Here is a 20,142-nt window from a genome sequence, read left to right as displayed (position 1 = left end):
CGCAGACGCCGCGACGACATCCTCACAACCATCAGGCTCGGCTATTCCAACGCCAGGATCGAAGCGTTCAACAACAAGATCAAGGTCACCATCCGCATGGCCCACGGCTTCCGCAACACGGACAACCTCATCGCCATGATCAAACTCAGATGCTCAGGACCACCCATCCACCTGCCAACACCCATCCTCTAACCCACGAAAACAGCAGAAGCCTCATATAAATTGCGGATGATTCATCCTGAGGTCAAGAGGGATTCGACCGGTATGACTCCTGAAGAGAAGCATGGCGTCTTCTTCGGGCGCGAGGTTTTCCATCTGTCCTATACGGTAACTCTCGATGAGCATGATAGCTGGTTCGTTCAGACGGAAAGCGAAGAAATCGTCAATCGATATGGTTGCGAAGGGTCGTATTGCAATGTCCCCGGTGTGACCCAGACGACCAAGGCCGCTACGCTGCGGTCCCGTGCGGCGATGCTACAGAGTGACGGTGACGGTGAGATCATCGAAAGCGGTGGTTCTATTGGTAAAATGCCGACTTTCACTACTAGTAGTTACGATAATGTCACTTTCAACGCACACAAGGCCTTCGCAGGCATACCGCCGGAAAGTGATCGATACGGCGTGCTGCTTGAGGCCCTTGGTAACACGGAAGACAAGGATGCCCCGACGCTGGACACGGCCACGCCTATGCCTGGGCGCCAGTATCAGCCTACGGGCTCCGACCTGTCGGAGGACTGGTTCGGACCGAAGACATACGTCGCGCCCTTCACCGTCGCGCAAGGTTCCTCCACTGGCACGGCGAAGATCTCAATATCATACCTGTCGGTCGATGTCAGCGTTCGAGGCTCTGCTGCCAAAGGGGAGAGCCGCTGGTTCAGCTACAAGCTGTGCGAGGTCCACGGAACCGGCACTGACGCGGAATGCGTGACCCAGGCAGACAGCGACAGGGACGGCATCCAGTACGACCTCAGCCAATATGAGCTATGGATTCGCGGTACCCTCACAGAGGATAAAGGGCTGATCGCAATCGACCATCAGCAGTCCTATGTGCTGAAGACGCAGAATTCAGATGGCTTGAAGGTGTCCAAACAGTATCCGCTCGACGGTTTCAAGCCGACCTTCTCTAACAAGGCTCCCGGAACCTTCTCCTTCACCAAGCAGGGGGCGAACGGGCAGAAGCTCGCCGAAGCCAAGTTCACAGTCACTCCGACAAACGATGAGAACCAGCCTCTGTGGTTCACGAAGACTGTTGACGGCGCCTTCCGGTACTGCCCTACGGATGAGGTGAAGCAGGGTGACTCGGGCTCTCATTACTGCGAGACGGCACCATCAGGTGAGGGCGCATCGCAGCAACCGGCCTATGACTACATCGTCACCGGCTCGGAAGGCTCCGCGACCGTCACCGGTATCAATCTGACTGATTTCCTGCCGAAAGACGGCAACGGTGGTTATACCGGCTCCGCAGCCTTCACCGTCACGGAGATTGAACCAGCACCCGGTTATGCGCTGGCTGACCCGGCGCCTTCCTTCACCGTGACCTTCGGCGTGGACGGCACCGTGACCTACAGCCGTGACAAGTCGCAGCGCTGGGTGGCGATCGGCGCGGACGACGCCACGTCCTGCGGGACCAAGCTGACTGGAGAGCACGCCAACGAAGGATGCCCGGTAACTGTGACCAATGCGGCGTTCCGCTTCCTTAAGACGGATTGGGACGGCAAGCCGCTGGCCGGTGCCACCTTCCAGATCTTCGGACCGCACGGTCAGACTGTTCGCTTCATCGAGAAGTCGGGAATCTACAGCTATTCCGAGAACAGTGACACCAACGAGCTGGTCTCCGGCAGCGATGGCATCGTGACTGTGGCGAATCTGCCGGCGGGCAGGTACCGCGTGAAGGAGACAGCGGCTCCCCAAGGGTATATGAAACCCGGCGACGGCGTGTGGTTCGACCTGACCGTCGATGCCCAGGGACAGGCGCGTTTCAGCGGTATCGATCCGGACATCATCAAGTCGGACATCATCAAGGCTGGCTGCGACGATGTTACCCCGTCCAACACGCTGCCGACCTGCGTGGCGCAGGTGCGCAACGCCCCGCAGCTCACCTACCTGCCGAAAACCGGCGGCCAGTCCTCCATCGCACCGGCTATTTTCATCGCAGCGATGGCGGCAGGCGGACTAGCGCTGTACCGCCGTTCCGGCATGGCCCTGCTCCGGAGGACGCCGAGCATCGGACGGCGCTGACGGCGCTGGCCCTGATAACCAAGGATTTCGTCTGCGATTGGCCCGCGCCGTCGCAGATGGCATAAGAAAGGAACCATCATGAAGTTCAGAAGAATGGCAGCCGGCATCGCGGCCTTAGCCATCTCGATCAGCGGTCTTGCGTTCGGCGCGGGGACCGCCATGGCCGAGGAAGACGGCACGCTGCCGACGCTGGGAAAGACGTTGACCATCACGGCCGGTTCGGCCGACCAGATCGCCGGACACGAATTCACGGCGTATCAGCTGGCCTCGTATACGGCGGTTGAGTCCTTGGGCACGGTGACCGTGAAGACCACGGACGCCGCTTACGAGAACGTCTCTGCGGCGATGACGGACATCACAAAGGGCAACGCCGAGGCTGACAAGTACACGGCCAAGAAGGGCGACCCGCTGGTGTGGGCGCTGCAGAAGCACGGCATCCTCGATTCGAAGGACACGCAACCGTGGGATGGCACCACGCGCAAGCTCGCCGAGCAGCTCAAGCCGGAGTCCCTTGGCGATTATGCGGCTAAAGTCACCGCAGGAGCGGATGCGACAAGCGTCCAGCTCAATGTGGCTCCTGGCCTGTACTACATCGTCGACTCCACCGCCGCGGCGCAGCTGACGAGCTCCAAGTGGACCCGTTCGCTGAGCATGATCGCCAGCACCGCGCTGACCGTGAAGGGCGACAAAGGCGATGAGGAGCTGTCCGACGGCACGGTGCAGCTCAAGAACCAGTCCCTGCCGATCTACAAGCAGGTCGTCAAGCCCGAGGGCAAGGACTATGTCTCCCAGGAGCAGCCCGATTACGCGGTCGGTGACGATGTGTACTACGAGCTGACCAGCGAGGTGCCGGTCTTCACCGGCTACGAGCTCGACTCGCGCGTGCTGAAGATCATCGACACGATGAGCAAGGGACTGACCTACCAGGGGCTGGACCGTGTCACCGTGACCAAGGACGGGCAGACCCTGACCCTGAAGAAAGACATCGACTACACGGTGGAGATCTCCCAACTGGGCACGTACGAGCCGTCGCAGCCGACCCATGTGTCCGGCTCCCTGGAGGGCCGCGCCACGCAAATCACCATTGACTTCGGCAAGTGCGTCAACCAGGAAGGAGACGCCCAAAAGCTGCTGGAGGGCGGCGCCATCACCGTCATCCTGCATGCGACGCTTAACGAGGAGGCTCTGGTGTCCACGCCGGGCGACCCGCAGGGCAACCCCAACAAGGTCGACCTCAAGTTCGGCAACAGCTCCACCAATGAGATTCATATGATCCCCGGCGGCGAGGTCAATGTGTACACCTTCAAGTTCCAGCTGCTCAAGCATGACCAGAACGGTAAGCCGCTGGCCGGTGCCAAATTCACGGTGAAGTCCGATAAGGGCTGGCTGAAGACGGCTCCGACTGGCGAGGAAGGCTGGACCACCACGGATGACGAGAAGTTCGCGAAGGTCTTCACCTCCGACGATCATGGCATGATCACGGGCCTGGACGGCCTGGACGCCGGCACCTACACGGTCAAGGAGACCGAGGCTCCGGAAGGCTTCCAGGACCTCGTGCTGCCCACGTTCAGCTTCACCATCACGCCGAAGTACAATCAGGATCCCGCTACCGAGCGTCCTGGCTCGGCGGTGTGGGGCGACTATGTGATGACGAACGTGGACTTCTCCGATCCCTCCGGCGACACCTGGGATCTTGTGAAGAAGGATGACAAGGTCACCTTCCAGTACAACGTGGAGAATGTGCCGTCCATCATCGAGCTGCCGAAGACCGGCGCCGCGGGGGCCATCATGTTCTCCGCGATCACGCTGTTCGCAGGCTGCGCCGCGGCTCTGCTGTTCGTGCAGTCCCGCAAGGTCCGCAGCGCCCGCCGCTGACGGATGACCAGCCATGCCCCAGGGCATGGCGACCGGGCCGGGATCGCGTCATGCGGTCCCGGCCCCGTTTGCTGTAGGCACAAGGAGAAGGGAATCCGATGCCGGTGCACGGAAACGGACTGGATCTGCCGTTCGATCAGGTCATCGACGTGACCGAAGACATGGCCGAGGACCGCAGGCTGCGCCGGCGCGCCCTCGCGCTGCGCATCGCCGCCTTCGCCATGCTCGCCGTCGCGCTGGCCGCGGCCATCTACCCCGCCGTGCTGCAGGCGCGGTCGGCGCGTCGCCTGGCCTACCAGGCACAGGGCAGCGCCCATACCGTGGCGCAATGGACCTATCCCAAGCCCGAACAGGCCCTGGCCGCCGCACGCGACTACAACCAGGACCTCGCCCGCAGCGGGCAGACCGTGCTGGGCGAGGCACCCGACCCGTTCACTGCCAGCCAGGGAGGCTCGCAGGCGCACGGCGCCGACTCCCTGGCCGAGAAGGACACCCGCTACCAATCCCTGCTGGACACGGGCGACGGCGTCATGGGCAGCATCGTCATTCCCTCGATCTCCGTGGAGCTGCCCATCCGGCACGGCACCAGCGAACGGACGCTGCTCGAGGGCGCCGGCCATCTCTACGGCACGTCGCTGCCGGTGGGCGGCGCCTCCACGCACAGCGTCATCACCGGGCACCGTGGCCTGACCGCCGCGCTGATGTTCACCCGTCTGGACGAGATGCGCGTCGGCGACGACTTCTACATCGAGGTGCTGGGCCAAACGCTCGGCTACCGGGTGGACCGCATCACCGTGATCGAACCGGACGACACCTCCTCGCTGCGCATCGTGCCCGGCGAGGACCGCGTCACGCTTATGACCTGCACGCCCTTCGGCGTGAACACGCACCGGCTGCTCGTCTCCGGGCACCGCGTGCCGGTGCCGCAGGTCGCGCCCTACCCCTCCGACGTGATCGACGCCCGCACCGTCGGCCTGGTCACGGCCGCCGTCGTGGCCGGGCCGGGCTGCGCGGCCGTGGCCCTGTGGCGGCGGAGGCATCCCAGCCGGCCCATCGACGGCGCGATGCACGCCGCGTGACCGCGGCGCCCGGCGCGGCGGAACGGCCGCGGCCGCCGGCGGTTCGTCGGTGATACACACCGCGCGTACAATCGCATCTGTTCTGGCCGACAGCCCGCCCCGCGCGCCCGCAACGCGCGTGCGGCGGGCGGCGGGCCGGGGCGAGTCGCAAATCTCGCCGGAGCCGGGCGGACGGCCACCGCCCGTCCGCGCCCCGCACAACCCAAGGAACAGAGAGCAGCATGGAGAAGTTCTTCCATCTCAAGGAGAACGGGACCACGGTGTCGACCGAAATCCTGGCCGGCATCACCACGTTCTTCGCGATGGCTTATATCATCGTCGTCAATCCGCAGATCCTGTCGTCCACCGGCATGCCGTGGGGCGGCGTCTTCCTGGCCACGATCATCGCGGCTATCATCGGCACGCTCGTCATGGGCCTGTTCGCCAACGTGCCCTACGCGCAGGCCGCCGGCATGGGCCTCAACGCCTTCTTCACCTACACCGTGTGCTTCGGCCTCGGCTTCACCTGGCAGCAGACGCTGTGCATGGTGTTCCTGTGCGGCATCATCAACATCATCATCACCGTCACCAAGATCCGCAAGATGATCATCATGGCGATCCCCGAGCCGCTGCAGCACGCGATCGGCGGCGGCATCGGCCTGTTCGTCGCCTACGTGGGCATGCTCAACGTGGACCTCATCACCTTCACGCCGGACAAGAAGACCACGCAGGCCGTGGGCGCCACCCCGGGCCTGGCCACGTTCAACAACCCGGTGCTGTGGGTGTTCCTCATCGGCCTGCTGTGCGCGATCGTGTTCACCGTGCTCAAGGTCAAGGGCGGCATGGTCATCGCCATCGTCGTGGCCACGCTGGTGGGCATCCCCTTCGGCGTGACCAAGGTCGGCGAGATGCAGGGCCTGGGCGAGACCTTCTCCCAGCTGCCGCAGACCTTTGGCGCGATCTTCAGCCCCGAGGGCTTCCCGGCGCTGTTCAGCGACGTCTCCAAGCTGCCGCTCATCATCGTGACGATCTTCGCGTTCTCCATGTCCGACACCTTCGACACGCTGGGCACCTTCATCGGCACCGGCCGGCGCACCGGCATCTTCTCCGCCGAGGACGAGAAGGCGCTGGAGAACGGCCACGGCTTCTCCTCCAAGATGGACAAGGCCCTGTTCGCCGACTCCATCGCCACCTCGATCGGCGCCATCTGCGGCACCTCGAACACCACCACCTACGTCGAGTCCTCCGCGGGCATCGCGGCGGGCGGCCGCACCGGCCTGACCTCCGTGGTCGTGGCGATCTGCTTCGCCCTGTCCGCCTTCCTGGCCCCGGTCATCTCCGCCGTGCCGAGCGCCGCCACCGCCGGTGTGCTCGTCATCGTCGGCTGCATGATGGCCGCCTCCCTCAAGGAGGTCAAGTGGGACGACATCGCCGAGGCGATCCCGGCGTTCTTCGCGGCCGTGTTCATGGCGTTCGCGTACTCGATCTCCTACGGCATCGCCGGCGGCTTCATCACGTACTGCATCGTGAAGACCTGCAAGGGCAAGGCCAAGGAGGTCCACCCGATCGTGTGGATCGTCTCCGCGCTGTTCATCCTGGACTTCGTGTGCATGGCCATCCTGTGACGGTGGTCCGGTAGCGCGGCGCCCGTCGCGTCCGCGCGACGGACCCCTTGACGACGAATGCCGCTTCCCGCTTCGGGGAGCGGCATTCGTCGTATCCGTGGCGCCGGCCGGCGGGCTGTGCCGTCCGGTCAGGCCGGGGTGACGTCTACCACCGAGCCGCGGTCGATCAGCGCCGGGTCGACGAACAGGTGGCGCGTGGCGGCCGCGGGATCCTGCAGGCGCGTGACGAGCATGGACACCGCCGCCTGCGCCAGGTCCTGCTCCGGCGAGCGCAGCACCGTCAGCGGCCGCGAGCTGGGGGTGGCGAACCCGTCCACCGAGATCATCGAGAGGTCCTGGGGGACGCGCCGCCCGCGCCGCTCCAGCTCCTGCGCGATGGCGATCGCCAGGTAGTCGGAGTGAACGAGCATGGCCGTGACCCCGGAGAGCAGGATTTTGTCCACGATGCCGCCCACGCCTTTGGTGTCGTACGGCTGGATGCCGTCGAAGACGAACGGGCAGTCGATGGCGTCGCTGGCGTCCACCACCTGACGCCAGCCGTCCTGGATCTGCGCCGCCGTGGGGGAGAGGTTGAACGCGGCGCCGATGCGGTGGTGGCCGTGGGCGAGGAAATGGACGGCGGCTTTGCGCACGCCGTACTGGTGGTTGGTGCGCACCGAATCCACATAGCAGGTGCCCAGCGTCGGCTGGTCGCGTTCGATGACGACGGTGGGCAGGGCTGTGCGTTCGATCCAATCCCAGGCGTTGTGGTCCGCCGACGCGGACGCGGTCGGGGCGGCGATGATGCCGCAGACGGTGGGGTCGTCGGCGAAGGACTGGAGGATGAGGTCCTCGCGCGTCGCGCCCTCGTAGGCGCATTCCCGGGTGACCAGACGCATGCCGAGGCGCGCCGCGTAATCGCGCATATGGCCGGTGACGCCGGGCCAGAAGAAGCTGGGCTCGGGCAGCATGACGCCGATGGCCGGCTGGTCGGGGGACAGTTCGGGTTGGTGCGTGACCGGGCGCACGGTGGGCACTCCGGCGGCCGTATGGCCGGTGACGACGCCGCCGAGGCCCATCGCCGGCTGTCCGGCGGCGCGTTCGGGCGCCTCGCCGACGGACATGGCGCCGCCGCGCACGCGCTTGACCAGGCCGGCGTTGGCCAGGGCGGTCAGGTCGCGGCGCACGGTGATCGCGGTGGTGTTGAGCAGCTTGGCGAGCTCGGGGACGGTGACCACGCTTTGCTGCGTGAGCAGGCTCAGGATCATGTCACGCCGTTCGGCTGGCAGATAGTCACGCTTGGCCGCGCCGGGAACGGGGGTATCGGTCATCGGGTCACATCGCTTTCGTCCGTCATCAGTTTTGATCGTTCCTGACCATACCAGCGGGCTCTGGACGGTGTGGATGAGTTGCCGTTTGTTGCGGCCGGCGGATGCCATGCCTCGCCCTCCGCCGGAGGAGGAACGGGGTTGAATGGGAGTGAAAACAATTGATTGAAAATGATTGATAGTGATATAGTGGTGATCGTTCACTGGGGTTCCGTGTGCGCCTGCGCGACCGGGATCCCGATCCACCGATGGAAGGATCTCCATGCCGAACTATACGAACGAATTCTGGACGGTCACGTCCGGCGACCTGTCGCAGCGCCGCGAGACGCTCGCCGTCCCGGCCGTCACCGCCGACGCTGGCGACGCGACCAAGATCGTCATCGACACCGCCGACCGCAAGCAGCCGTGGATCGGCGCCGGCGCGGCCATCACCGACGCGGCCGCCTCCCTGATCTGGAACTCGATGGACGCCGACCAGCGCCACGCCTTCCTCGACGACTGCTTCAACCCGGCCAAGGGCGGCTTCTCCGTGATCCGCATCCCGCTGGGCTCCTGCGAGCCGGCGGCCCAGCCGTACTACACGTACGACGACCTGCCCTTCGGCGAGCACGACAACTTCCTGACCAAGTTCTCCCTGGGCGAGGGCGAGCCCGGCGCCCCGGACGCCACCAAGGACTTCAAGCACATCATCCCGGTGCTGCTGGAGATCCTCAAGATCAACCCGGCCGTCAAGATCATCGCCTCCCCGTGGAGCGCGCCGGCGTGGATGAAGAACACCGGCCACCTGTGCCAGGGCGGCCACCTGCGCTTCGGCGAGTGGACCGGCAACGGCTTCGACCCGATGCACGACTCCTTCGAGGGCTGCTACGCCCGCTACTTCGTCAAGTACGTCGAGGAGATGGGCAAGCTCGGCATCCCGATCTGGGGCGTCACGGTGCAGAACGAGCCGTCCAACGCCCCGAAGTGGCCGGCCATGATGTGGACGCTCAAGCAGCAGGCCCAGTTCGCGCACGACTTCCTGCGCCCGGCCATGAACGAGAAGTTCCCGGAGATGCGCATCTTCATCAACGACGACTCCACGCACAACCTCATGTGGCCGGTGCGCGACATCGTCACCCCGGACGAGGCCGCGGCCGTGGACGGCCTGACCGTGCACACCTACGAGGGCCCGTACTCCAACTTCTTCAACGCCTCCCGCTCCTACTCGCACTGGATGTTCGGCATGACCGAGCGCCGCTGCATGATCGAGGAGACGCCGGAGGATGCCGCGCACATCATGTCCGGCATCATCGGCAACTGGCTGGTGCGCAACGGCGAAAGCTTCATCGCGCTGTGGAACCTCGCGCTCGACGAGCGCGGCCTGCCCAACCAGGTGGGCGCCACCGGCCGCCGCGGCGTGGTGACAATCCAGCACGAGACCGGCGAGGTGATCCGCAACCTCGAGTACTTCATGCTGCGCGCCTTCGGCCAGGACGTGGAGCCCGGCTCCGTGGTGGTGCGCTCCTCCAACTACACGCCCGACGGCTGGTCCGGCGGCCTGGGCTCCGTGGCCTTCCTCGCGCCGAACGGCGACGTGGCGGCCCACATCTACAACCCGACCGGCGAGCCGATCGAGGCCGCGGTGACCATCAACGGCGAGGGCGGCTCCTGGCAGAAGGTCACGGTGCCGGCCTGGGGCACGGTCACGCTGCACAAGGGGTACGGCGCAATCAACGAGTCCACGGTGCCGGCCGACGGCGAGTTCGAGCTCAACCCGGCGCCCACGCATCTGCTTGGCGACGTGGCCCCCGGCAAGACCCGCGTCTGGGGCAAGGACGAGTGAGTCCGTCCCTCTGACGGATGCATATCGGCGGGCCGCGCCATGCGCGCGGCCCGCCTTTTCATTCCTTATGATGGATGTGTGGGGGAGCGAGCGGCAAAGGAGGCCCGGAATGACCTGGAAGCATGTGGTGCTGATCGTCGTGGTGGTGGCGTTGCTGACGTTGGGCGATGCGATCATCACCTATATCCGCCGGCGGCGCCGGTGACGAGAAAGCCCCCGTCCGTATGGACGGGGGCTTTCGTTATCGGCGGCCCGAGCGGGTCACCTCAGGGGGCCGGTCACATCTCGCCCTTCTCGCGGCGGGCCTCGAGGATCTTCGCGTTCTCCTTGGAGACCTTGCCGGACAGCGGGTAGAAGACCAGCAGGATGACGGCGATGAGGCCGTTGCCGATGGCCGGGGCCAGCGTGGCGACGCCGTAGATGTTGTCGAGCGTCGCGGCGGACTGGGTCACGGTCTCGCCGGCGGTGGCGGTCACGTAGCCGGTGGCGGCGAGCACCACGGCCGGCAGCAGGCCGGAGAGCGCCTGGCCGATCTTGCGGGCGAACATGTAGCCGGTGTACACGGTGCCGTCCTCGCGGGTGTGGGTCTTGACCTGGATGTCGTCGATGATGTCGGTGATGAAGCTCCAGACCATGAGGCCGAACACGCCGTTGCCGAACATGGCGAGCACGGACATGCCCACGAACACGTACGGGTTGGTGATGTGCATGAAGAACATGACCACGTACACCACGGTGGTGAGCACCAGCAGCGAGCCGCAGACCGTCTTCTTGCCGAACTTGTCGCAGATGGCCGGGGCGAACGGCGCCACGATGAGCACCGGCACGTTCTGGAAGGCCAGGATGGACAGGGCGGTGGTGTTGTTGAAGTAGTCCTTGTACAGGTAGGTGTTCACCGCGCCGGCGAACATCTGCGCGAAGATGAGCAGCAGGGCCGCGAGCATCAGCGCCACCATGGCGCGGTTGGTGAACATGTACTTGATCGACTTGAGCGGCGGCACGCGCTCGTCCTTGGACTTCTCCACGCGGATGCGCTCGACGGTGCCCTTGAGGGTGATCTGGTAGCAGATCCACAGCAGGATCGCGAAGACGATGGCGACCCAGATCAGCGCCGGCCCGTTGAGCACCTGCTTGTCGTTGCCGGAGGCGTCCTTGACGGTGGTGTACATGACCAGCGGCAGCACGGCGGTCACGATGATGCCGCCGGCGGTGGAGCCGAAGCCACGGCCGGAGGCCATGGCGTCGCGGTGCTTGACCACCGGGGTGGAGACGGAGGCGAAGGAGCCGTAGGGGGCGGAGGTGGCGGAGTAGCAGGCCACGCCGAGGATGTAGATCACGGTGATGTACGTGATGCGCAGCCACATCGGCCAGCTGGAGACGAACGGCAGGAACGTCAGGATGATGACGGCCATCAGCGGGTAGCGCAGCGTGCGCACGAACCAGTGGTAGCGGCCGTCCTCGCGCAGCGGCGCGTTGTCGGACCAGACGCCGACGCCGAAGTCGGTGAAGGCGGAGATGAGCTTGCCGACGAAGATGATCACGCCGGCGATGGCCGGGTTGATGCCCAGCGCATCGGTCATGTAGATCAGCGCGTAGTTGGTGACGAGCTGGAAGTAGAAGCCGTTGCCGATGTCGCCCATGGCATAGGCCATGGGCTCGGTGTTCTTGAACGGCGGTTTTTCCTCGACCTTGACGTCTTCGACGTCCGAGGCCGCAGCGGTTGCAGCCGACATGAGGTTCCTTTCTGATGCCATGGTGGGCGGTGCGAGGCGCTCCGTGCGGCGCTGATGCCGACTGGTGACTCGGGCGTCGTTGGTCGATGCGGAGGCCTGACATCGATCAATGTATCACCAAAATGCATTGATGAGCAAATCTGATAAAAAATGATTGGAAAACATCAAACATGGAAAAAGTTAGGTATACTGATTGGCGATGTTGGCGCAGCGGCGGCCTCCGCCGTGCGCCGCCAAGCCAGGACCACAACGACGAAGGAGCGTCCATGACCGCTTTCATCCACGGATATGACCGCGAGTACTGGACCCGCACAACCGGCGACCTCGCGGACCGCCGCACCCCCATCCCCGTGCCCGAGGTCACCGCGGACCCGGGCGACGCGACGGCGATCATCCTCGACCCCAGCGAGGAATACCAGATGTGGGAGGGCTGCGGCGCGGCCATCACCGATTCCTCCGCATCCCTGCTCATGAACTCGATGAGCGCCGAGCAGCGCCACGCGATCCTCACCGAGATGTTCGACCCGGCGCAGGGCGGCTTCTCCTCGGTGCGCATGTCGATCGGCGCCTGCGACTTCTCCAGCCAGAAGTACTACACCTACGACGACCTGCCCGAGGGCGTGGCCGCCGACGCCTCGCTCGAGCACTTCTCGATCGGCGAGGGCGAGCCGGGCGCGCCCGACGCCACGCGCGACATGAAGAACGTGGTGCCGGTGCTCCAGGAGATCGTCGCGATCAACCCGGCGGTCAAGATCATGGCCTCGCCGTGGAGCGCGCCGGCGTGGATGAAGACCTCGGGCCGCATCGACGGCTCCGGCCGCCTGCGCCTGGGCGAGTACGTGGGCAACGGCTACCGCTACCAGGACACCATCGACTACGTGTACGCTCAGTACTTCGTCAAGTTCATCGCCGCCTACGCCAAGCTCGGCATCCGCATCTCCTCGGTGACCATGCAGAACGAGCCCTCCAACGGCTGTCCGTGGCCGATCACCGTGTGGACGCCCGAGGAGCTGGCGAAGTGGGGCTCCGAATACCTGCGCCCGGCGCTCGACCGCACCTTCCCGGACGTGGAGATCTACTTCGGCGACGATTCGCTGCGCTTCTGGCAGCGCCCCGCCTCCGACTACATGACCCCCGCCCAGGCGATGAGCTTCGCCGGCGCCGCCATCCACACCTACTCCGGCCTGCCCGAGTGGGTGCACCACGCCACCCGCCAGTTCCCCGGCTGGAAGGCCGCGATGACCGAACGCCGCTGCATGCTGGACGAGACCGTGGACGAGGCCAGCCACGTGATGTTCGGCGAGATCGGCACCTGGCTGGTGCGCAACGGCGTGGGCCTGATCAACCTGTGGAACATGGCGCTGGACGAGCAGGGCTTCCCCAGCTACGCCGGCACCTCCGGCCGCCGCGGCGTGATCACGATCGACTCGTCCACCGGCAAGGTCAAGCGCAGCCTCGAATACTTCATGCTGCGCAACTTCGGCCAGGACGTGCCCGTCGGCTCCCGCCGCATCGGCTCCACCAACCACACGCCCGACGGGCGCAAGGGCGGCCTGGGCTCCGTCGCCTTCGTCTCCAAGCGCGGCGACCTGTCGGCGATCCTGTACAACCCGACCGGCACCGACATCGACGCGGCCGTCGCGATCAGCGGCGAAGGCGACCGCTGGCAGCGGGTGACCGTGCCCGCGTACGGCACCGTCACCCTGCACAAGGCGGACCACGCGATCAACGAAACCCAGGCCCCGGCCGACGACGAGTTCGAGATCACCTACACGCCCCACCCGGCCGACGACCACGACGAGACGCTGTTCTGACATGAAGGCACTGCGCAGCTGCCTGGCGGCGGTCGCCGCGGCGGCCATGGCCTGCTCGCTCGCCGCATGCGGCGGCGGGCAGGCGGACGCCGGGCGCAACCCGGACGGCACGATCAGCATCTCGCTGGCCGGCTGGACGCTGGCCACGCGCCCGGAATTCCAGGCGCTCGCCGACGCCTACCACCAGGCGCATCCCGACGTGACCGTCGAGCTCAAGGAATACTCCGCCGACGACTACGACAAGCAGCTCATCGCCGACCTGTCCGCCGGCAAGGCACCCGACGTGTTCCCGATGAAGAACCTGCGCATGTACTACACGTACGCGGAGCCCGGGGCGCTGGCCGACCTGAGCGACGTCGCCGCCGCCTACCGCGGCGACGACGCCCTGCGCGGACTGGACGACTACACGATCGACGGCAAGACGTACGCCCTGCCCTACCGGCAGGACGTGTGGGTGCTGTTCTACAACAGGACCATGCTCGCCAAGGCCGGCGTCGACGCGCCCGACGGCACCTGGACATGGCAGGACTACCGGAACGTGTGCGCACGGCTCAAGCGCGCCCTGCCCGAGGCGGGGTACGCGGACGCGTACCCGACGTACCACCACACCAGCTGGCAGTCCATGCCGCAGGGCATCGCGCTGGCGCAGCAGGACCGCGGCGAGGCGCGCGAGGTGTTCCTCTCCGGCGACTACACGTACCTCAAGCCCATGTACCGGCTGCTGCTCGACATGCAGGACCAGGGGCTGACGCTGCCCTACAACACGGTGTCGTCGTCCAAAACCACCTACCAGTCGCAGTTCGGCACGCAGAAGGCGGCGCTGCTGCCCATGGCCACCTGGTACCTGGGGCCGCTGGCCGACCAGCAGCGTTCCGGCGACGCCGACCGCTTCGACTGGGCGATTGCGCCGCTGCCGCAGCGCACGCGCGCGGACACCGCCCACCCCAAGAGCTTCGGCGACCCGACCGGCTTCGCGATCTCCGGCACAATCGGCGGGGAACGGCTCGCGGTGGCCAAGGACTTCGTGCGCTGGGCGGCCAGCGAGGACGGCGCGCTCGCGCTGGCGCGCACCGGCACCTTGCCCGCGTACTTCTCGGACACGGTGCTGGACGCGTTCTTCTCCCGGAGCGGCCTGCCGCAGGACGCGATGAGCCGCAGGGCGATCACCGGTTCCGCGATCAGCCCGGAGAACCCGGTCGGCGAGGCCACGCAGACGATCCAGGACGAGCTCAACATCGCGCACACCTCGATTCTTTCGGAAACCAAACCGCTGGACGCGGCGCTCGCATCCGCCGCCAAGGCGATCAACGGCTCCGGGCTGCTGCCCGGACGGCAGGAGTGACATGGGCGCACAAGACTTGGCGGGGCGTGGCGGCGGCGCGCGGGACAACTCGGCGCACGTCAGGACGCTGCGCAACCGCAACATCCGCAACGGACTGCTGTTCATCGCGCCGAACTTCATCGGCTTCCTCGTGCTCATCCTCATCCCGGTGGTCACGCTGTTCTACACGTCGTTCACCAAATGGAGCGCGCTGGGCGAACCGTCGTTCAACGGCCTGGCCAACTGGCGGCGCCTGTTCGCGGACGAGAACTTCAAAACCGCCACGCTGAACACGCTGTACTACGCCGCCGTGCACATCCCGCTCACGCTGGCGCTGGCCTTCGGCCTGGCCGTGCTGCTCAACGCGAAGATCCGCGGGCGCGCGTTCTTCCGCACCGTGGCGTTCTTCCCCTACATCACCGCCATCGTGGCGGTGGCGCAGGTGTGGAGCATGATGTTCGACCCGAAGTCCGGCCTGATCAACCAGTTCCTCGGACTGTTCGTCGACGACCTGCCGGGCTGGCTGTCCAGCACCTCCTGGGCCATGCCCGCGGTGATCATCGTGGGCACCTGGCGCGAGGTCGGCTACTTCATGATCCTGCTGCTCGCCGGTCTGCAGACCATCCCCGCTGAACTGTACGAGGCGGCGCAGGTGGACGGCGCGAACGGCTGGCAGCGCTTCTGGCACGTCACCGTGCCCTGCATGTGGCCGACGTTGTTCTTCGTGACGGTGACGCTGACCATCACCAGCCTCAAGATCCTGGACCTGACGCTGGTGATGACCAACGGCGGCCCGGGCATCTCCACGCTGGTGCTCGCCCAGTACGTGTACCGCGTGGCGTTCGAGCGCGCCGACTTCGGCTACGCCTCCACCGTCTCGCTCATGCTGTTCTTCATCTGCCTGGCCGTGACGATGCTGCAGTTCTGGATCAACAACCGAAGGGAGCGTGCGTGAGATGGACGGTACGCGTGTGTCTGGGCGTGCGGTCGGCCGCGCGGTCGGCCGGGTGGCCGGCTATGCGGCGATGGCCGTGGTCTGCGCGTTCATCCTGCTGCCCTTCGTATGGATGGTGCTCAGCTCGCTCAAGCCCAACAACGAGGTGTTCATGGTGCCGGTGCGCTGGCTGCCCTCCACCTGGCACTGGGAGCATTACGCGCAGATCTGGACCAAGGCGGATATGGGCACCTGGCTGCTCAACACCGTGTTCTTCGCCGTGGTGGTGATGCTGCTGCAGGTCGCCACCGGCTCCTTCGCCGCATACGGCTTCTCCAAGATCGCCTTCCCCGGGCGCAACACCCTGTTCCTGGTCTACGTGGCCACCATGGCGGTGCCCTGGCAGGCGTACATGATCCCGCAGTTCAAGATGCTCTCGGTGATCGGACTCAACGACACGCGCTGGTCGATCATCCTGCTGCAGGCCTTCGGCGCGTTCGGCGTGTTCATGATGAAGCAGTTCTACGACACGATCCCCGACGAGCTGGCCGAGGCGGCCCGCCTGGACGGCATGAGCGAGTTCGGCATCTGGGCGCGCATCATCGTGCCGCTGTCCGGCCCGTCGATCGCGGCGCTGGCGATCATCACGTTCACCAACACCTGGAACGACTACATGGGTCCGCTGCTCTACCTGCGCTCGCCGGACCTGTACACCATCCAGCTGGGCCTGAAAACCTTCATCAGCCAATACGACGCCGACTACGCGATGATCATGACCGGCTCCGTGCTGTCGGTGCTGCCGATCCTGGTGGTGTTCCTCCTGGGGCAGAAGCAGTTCATCGAAGGCATCGCGACCAGCGGCATGAAGGGCTGACCGGCATGCGTGCGATGCAGGTGTACCGCTGCGCGGTCAACGCCATCTACGTGCTGCTGGCCTCCTCCGTATGCGCGGTGGCCGGGTGCCTGCCGCTGTTGGCCGCGTGGGCGCTGGTGCCGGGGTTCGACTGGTATCTGCCGTTCTGCCTGGCCGGCGCGCTGAGCGCGCCGGGCGTGGCCGCGTTGTTCGCGGTGTTCCGCGACCATCCCGCGCTGCGCCCGGAGGCCTGGCCCATCCTCGCCGGCCGCGGGTCCGGCCGCCGGCCGGAGCGCCCGGACGACGAGCGCCGTCCGGACTGGATCGCCGCGCCGTATGTGCCGGCCGACGTGGACGTGGCGGTGTTCCGGCCGTATTGGCGCGCGTATGTCCGCCTGTTCGCGCGGTCCCTGCGGCTGGGCGTGCCCGCGTTCGCCCTCGTGGCGGTCCTCTGCTACGACATGCAGCTGCTGCTCCAGGTGGCGTGGGGCGCGCTGCTCATCCCCGTGGCATTGGTCCTGGCGGTGATGGCGGTGGCCACGCTGGTCGTCGCGCTGTGCCTGACGGTCGCATACCCCAAGGCGACGTGGGTGGCGCTGGTGCGCAACGGCGTGGTGCTCGCCGTCCGCCGGCTGCCGATGACGGCCGTCGGCATGCTGGCGCTCCTCGCCTACGGGTACGGGCTCGCCCACAGCCCGTTCCTGGTGCTCACGCTGGCCACCGGACCCGTCGCCTATCTGGTCTGGGCGGGGGCCCGCTGGCAGGCCCAGCCGCTCGCCGCCGCGCTCGCGCCACGGCCGCGCGGCCCGGAACCCATGGTCTCGACACGAAGGGAACGACTATGATGCCATCGCAACGCAACGCCACGGCGCAGGACCGCCCCGTCACCGTCATGCTGACGGCCGCCGACGTGGCGGCCGCCGCAGCCAACCGCAACGGACTGACGTACAAGGGGTTCGGCGTGCTCAGCGGCAACGCCACCTCGAGCATGCTCATGGACTACCGGGCCGAGCATCCGGACGCCTACCGGCGGCTGGTCCGCACGCTGTTCGGCGGCCCGCGCCCGATCATGAACACCGTCAAGGTGGAGATGGGCAACGACCGCAATAACTCCACCGGCCCCGAGGCCTGCACCATGCGCGAGCCCGGCGAATACCCGGCCGTCGGGCGCGAACCGGGCTTCCAGCTCGCCGCCGACGCGGCCGAGGTCCAGCCCGGCGTGCGCGTGAGCATCCTGCGCTGGATGGCCCCGACCTGGGTGCATGGCAACGACGACGTCTACCGCTGGTACAAGAACACGATCCTGGCCTGCTACCGCGCCTACGGCTTCATGGTCGGCTCCGTCAACCCCGACGTCAACGAACGCACGGCCGACCTCGACTGGGTCGCCGAGTTCGCCCGCCGCGTGCGCCAGGACGAGACCGGCTTCGAGGTGGACCCCGACGCGCCCGCCGACCCGTCCGACCCCGCCGCCCACGACCCGGCGGCGCTGCCCGACTCCCTGGGCGGCCGCCTGGCCACCGCGGCCGACGCCGGCTGGTCCAGCGACGAGGAACGGGCGCTGTTCCACCGCATCAAGGTCATCACCTCCGACGAGGAGGTGACCGGCACCTTCGCCGGCCAGCTGTTCGCCGATCCGCGGTACATGGACGCCGTGGACGTGGCCGCCTACCATTACTCCGTCGTCGACGACGAGGAAGGCGGCTTCACCCGCCTCGCCGAGCAGGCCGACAAGGAGGTGTGGAACTCCGAGGCGCAGGCCGTGTTCTCCAACTCCGCCGACCGCCCGAACAACACCAACGGCGACGGGCTGGCGGATCCTGTCGCCAACACCGGCATCGGCGGGCCGGGCGGTCCGCTCGAAATGGCCAACACGCTGATCAAAGGCTTCGTCCGGTCCCGCCGCACGCATGCGATCTACCAGCCGGCCATCGGCGCATGCCACAAGCATATGGAATACGCCTCCAAGGAGCTGGTCTCCGCCCGCGACCCCTGGAGCGGCTGGATGTACTTCGACGCCGGCTGCGCGGTGCTCGAGCACTTCTGCGCATGCGCGAAGCTCGGTTGGGCGGGCGACGACCCCGCCGTCTGGCGGGCCATCCCCGCCGCCAGCGGCTGCGAGGTCGGCGGCGACAATCCCGTCAACGGCGCCCGCCACGGCGAACCGAGCTACCTGACCCTCGCCGCGCCCGACGGCGCCGACTTCAGCACCGTCATCGTCAACGATTCCGCCCTGCCACGCGAGTACCGGATCGCCGTGGACCCGGCCCTGCCCGCCGCGGGCAGGCCCGCCGAGGTCTGGCAGACGCGCGCCGCCGAACCCGGCGAACGCTACGACGCCGCCTGGCGCCGCCGCGTCGGTGTCATCGAGCCCGTCGACGGGCCGGACGGCACCACGCAGTACGCGCTCACCGTGCGCCCATGGTCGATGGTCACCGTCACCACCCTCGCCGACGTCGCGCCCTATGCCATCCCGGCCACCCCGGAGGCGTCGCGCCCCGTGCTCGACGAGGACCCGGCCCACGGCGTCCTGCACGCCGACGCCTTCGACGACCCGGCCCGTGGCGCGCGCTACGCCACCGACACCAACGGCGCGTTCGAGGTCGTGCCCGATCCGGAGTGCGGCCATGCGCTGCGCCAGCAGATCGACTGGACCCACGCCGGCGACGCCTGGATCGAGGGGGAGCCGCGCACCACCATCGGCGACATGCGGTGGACCAACTACCGGGTGTCCGTGGACGTGCGCTTCGAGCCCTACCCCGGCCGCGCCCCCTACGTGCTGCTGGGCGCGCGCGACATGGGCGGCGACAAGTTCACCACCGACCTCGCCGGCTACGACTTCAAGCTGCGCGCCGACGGCGTGTGGCTGCTGCGGCGGTACGGCGACGAGAAACACCGCGGCCATCTCGAGGACTTGCGCCGGCGCGCCGCCGAAGCCGGCGCGCCCGCCTTCCGCCCCGGCGCCGCGGACTGGTTCACGCTGTCGCTCGAGGTCGCCGGCCCCACCGTGACCGTGCGGCTCAACGGCGCCGAGGTGACGCGCTGGACCGACGATCGCCCGCAGACGGCCGGGCGCGTCATGCTCGGCACGAGCTTCGACCATGTGCGCTTCTCCCGGCTCAGGGTCGAACGCGTGCCCGGGTTCAGCCCGCACTACGCGGCGCTGGTCGACGACATGCACCTCGTCTCGTGGGACGACTCGCGCACGCCGGTGCTGCGCTACGACGGCGAATGGGAGCACCGCAACGGCCAGGGTATGTTCACCTACCTGCGTTCGATCTCCCGCACCAGCCGGATCGGCGCCAGCCTGACCCACACCTTCGACGGCACCGGACTCGACGTGTTCGGCCCATCCGACGGCGACGTGCTGCTGGACGTCTTCGTCGACGGCAGGCTGGCCGGGCAGCGCCGGCGCACACAGGCCAACGAGGGGTCGCTCCGCACCCAGCTGCACATCGGCGGGCTGGAACCCGGGCGCCACACGGTCACGCTGCGGCTGGCCAACCAGGCGCTGTGGCAGGTGGACGCCATCGGCGCACTCGCCTAAGGCGCCGCTGGTAGA

General features: G+C 66.9%; 14 protein-coding genes. 12 read left to right on the top strand and 2 right to left on the bottom strand.

The window, feature by feature from the left end:
* From H7U32_RS06915 to H7U32_RS06895, 5 genes are all read left to right on the top strand, one after another.
* On the top strand, positions 1–192 hold a 192-nt coding region (locus tag H7U32_RS06915; protein WP_204469264.1), incomplete at its 5' end, for a transposase.
* Positions 193–264: 72 nt separating this feature from the next.
* A complete protein-coding gene (locus H7U32_RS06910; protein ID WP_204469262.1) occupies positions 265–2,238 on the top strand; it encodes a prealbumin-like fold domain-containing protein in 1,974 nt (657 codons plus the stop codon).
* Between the two features lie 78 nt (positions 2,239–2,316).
* Positions 2,317–4,113: an isopeptide-forming domain-containing fimbrial protein gene (locus H7U32_RS06905; RefSeq protein ID WP_204469260.1), complete on the top strand. Its 1,797-nt coding sequence runs from the start codon at positions 2,317–2,319 to the stop codon at positions 4,111–4,113.
* Positions 4,114–4,211: 98 nt separating this feature from the next.
* The gene (locus H7U32_RS06900) at positions 4,212–5,192 is read left to right on the top strand and encodes a class C sortase (protein WP_204469258.1); all 981 of its coding nucleotides are present in this window, start codon (positions 4,212–4,214) and stop codon (positions 5,190–5,192) included.
* A gap of 221 nt (positions 5,193–5,413) precedes the next feature.
* On the top strand, positions 5,414–6,796 hold the full coding sequence (locus H7U32_RS06895) for an NCS2 family permease (protein WP_204469256.1): 1,383 nt from the start codon (positions 5,414–5,416) through the stop codon (positions 6,794–6,796).
* Positions 6,797–6,924: 128 nt separating this feature from the next.
* On the opposite strand, the gene H7U32_RS06890 is transcribed toward H7U32_RS06895, so the two are convergent.
* Positions 6,925–8,106 carry a substrate-binding domain-containing protein gene (locus tag H7U32_RS06890; RefSeq protein ID WP_204469254.1) on the bottom strand — a complete coding sequence of 394 codons (1,182 nt, stop codon included), beginning with the start codon at positions 8,104–8,106 and terminating at the stop codon, positions 6,925–6,927.
* Positions 8,107–8,365: 259 nt separating this feature from the next.
* Here H7U32_RS06890 and H7U32_RS06885 point away from each other — a divergent pair, with 259 nt between their 5' ends.
* Positions 8,366–9,925, top strand: a complete 1,560-nt coding sequence (locus tag H7U32_RS06885; RefSeq protein WP_204469252.1) for a glycoside hydrolase family 30 protein — start codon at positions 8,366–8,368, stop codon at positions 9,923–9,925.
* A gap of 278 nt (positions 9,926–10,203) precedes the next feature.
* On the opposite strand, the gene H7U32_RS06880 is transcribed toward H7U32_RS06885, so the two are convergent.
* The gene (locus H7U32_RS06880) at positions 10,204–11,658 is read right to left on the bottom strand and encodes an MFS transporter (RefSeq protein WP_204469250.1); all 1,455 of its coding nucleotides are present in this window, start codon (positions 11,656–11,658) and stop codon (positions 10,204–10,206) included.
* A 266-nt stretch (positions 11,659–11,924) separates the two neighbouring features.
* On the opposite strand from H7U32_RS06880, the gene H7U32_RS06875 reads away from it, so the two are divergent.
* From H7U32_RS06875 to H7U32_RS06850, 6 genes are read left to right on the top strand one after another with little or no spacing between them, the layout of a single operon-like run.
* The gene (locus tag H7U32_RS06875) at positions 11,925–13,472 is read left to right on the top strand and encodes a glycoside hydrolase family 30 protein (RefSeq protein ID WP_204469248.1); all 1,548 of its coding nucleotides are present in this window, start codon (positions 11,925–11,927) and stop codon (positions 13,470–13,472) included.
* Position 13,473: 1 nt separating this feature from the next.
* The gene (locus H7U32_RS06870; RefSeq protein WP_204469246.1) at positions 13,474–14,814 is read left to right on the top strand and encodes an ABC transporter substrate-binding protein; all 1,341 of its coding nucleotides are present in this window, start codon (positions 13,474–13,476) and stop codon (positions 14,812–14,814) included.
* A 1-nt stretch (position 14,815) separates the two neighbouring features.
* The gene (locus H7U32_RS06865; protein WP_204469244.1) at positions 14,816–15,748 is read left to right on the top strand and encodes a carbohydrate ABC transporter permease; all 933 of its coding nucleotides are present in this window, start codon (positions 14,816–14,818) and stop codon (positions 15,746–15,748) included.
* A 1-nt stretch (position 15,749) separates the two neighbouring features.
* Positions 15,750–16,601, top strand: coding sequence for a carbohydrate ABC transporter permease (locus tag H7U32_RS06860; RefSeq protein ID WP_204469242.1), 852 nt, complete (start codon positions 15,750–15,752; stop codon positions 16,599–16,601).
* A gap of 5 nt (positions 16,602–16,606) precedes the next feature.
* A complete protein-coding gene (locus H7U32_RS06855; RefSeq protein WP_204469241.1) occupies positions 16,607–17,425 on the top strand; it encodes a hypothetical protein in 819 nt (272 codons plus the stop codon).
* Positions 17,422–20,127 carry a hypothetical protein gene (locus H7U32_RS06850; protein WP_204469239.1) on the top strand — a complete coding sequence of 902 codons (2,706 nt, stop codon included), beginning with the start codon at positions 17,422–17,424 and terminating at the stop codon, positions 20,125–20,127. Before H7U32_RS06855 ends, H7U32_RS06850 begins: the two co-directional genes overlap by 4 nt.
* The last annotated feature ends 15 nt before the right edge of the window (positions 20,128–20,142 follow it).

The organism is Bifidobacterium pullorum subsp. saeculare (genome assembly GCF_016899725.1).
Classification (GTDB): Bacteria; Actinomycetota; Actinomycetes; order Actinomycetales; family Bifidobacteriaceae; genus Bifidobacterium; species Bifidobacterium pullorum_C.
The sequence above is the reverse complement of the archived record's forward strand: the minus strand, read 5'-3'. Positions and strand labels throughout refer to the sequence as shown.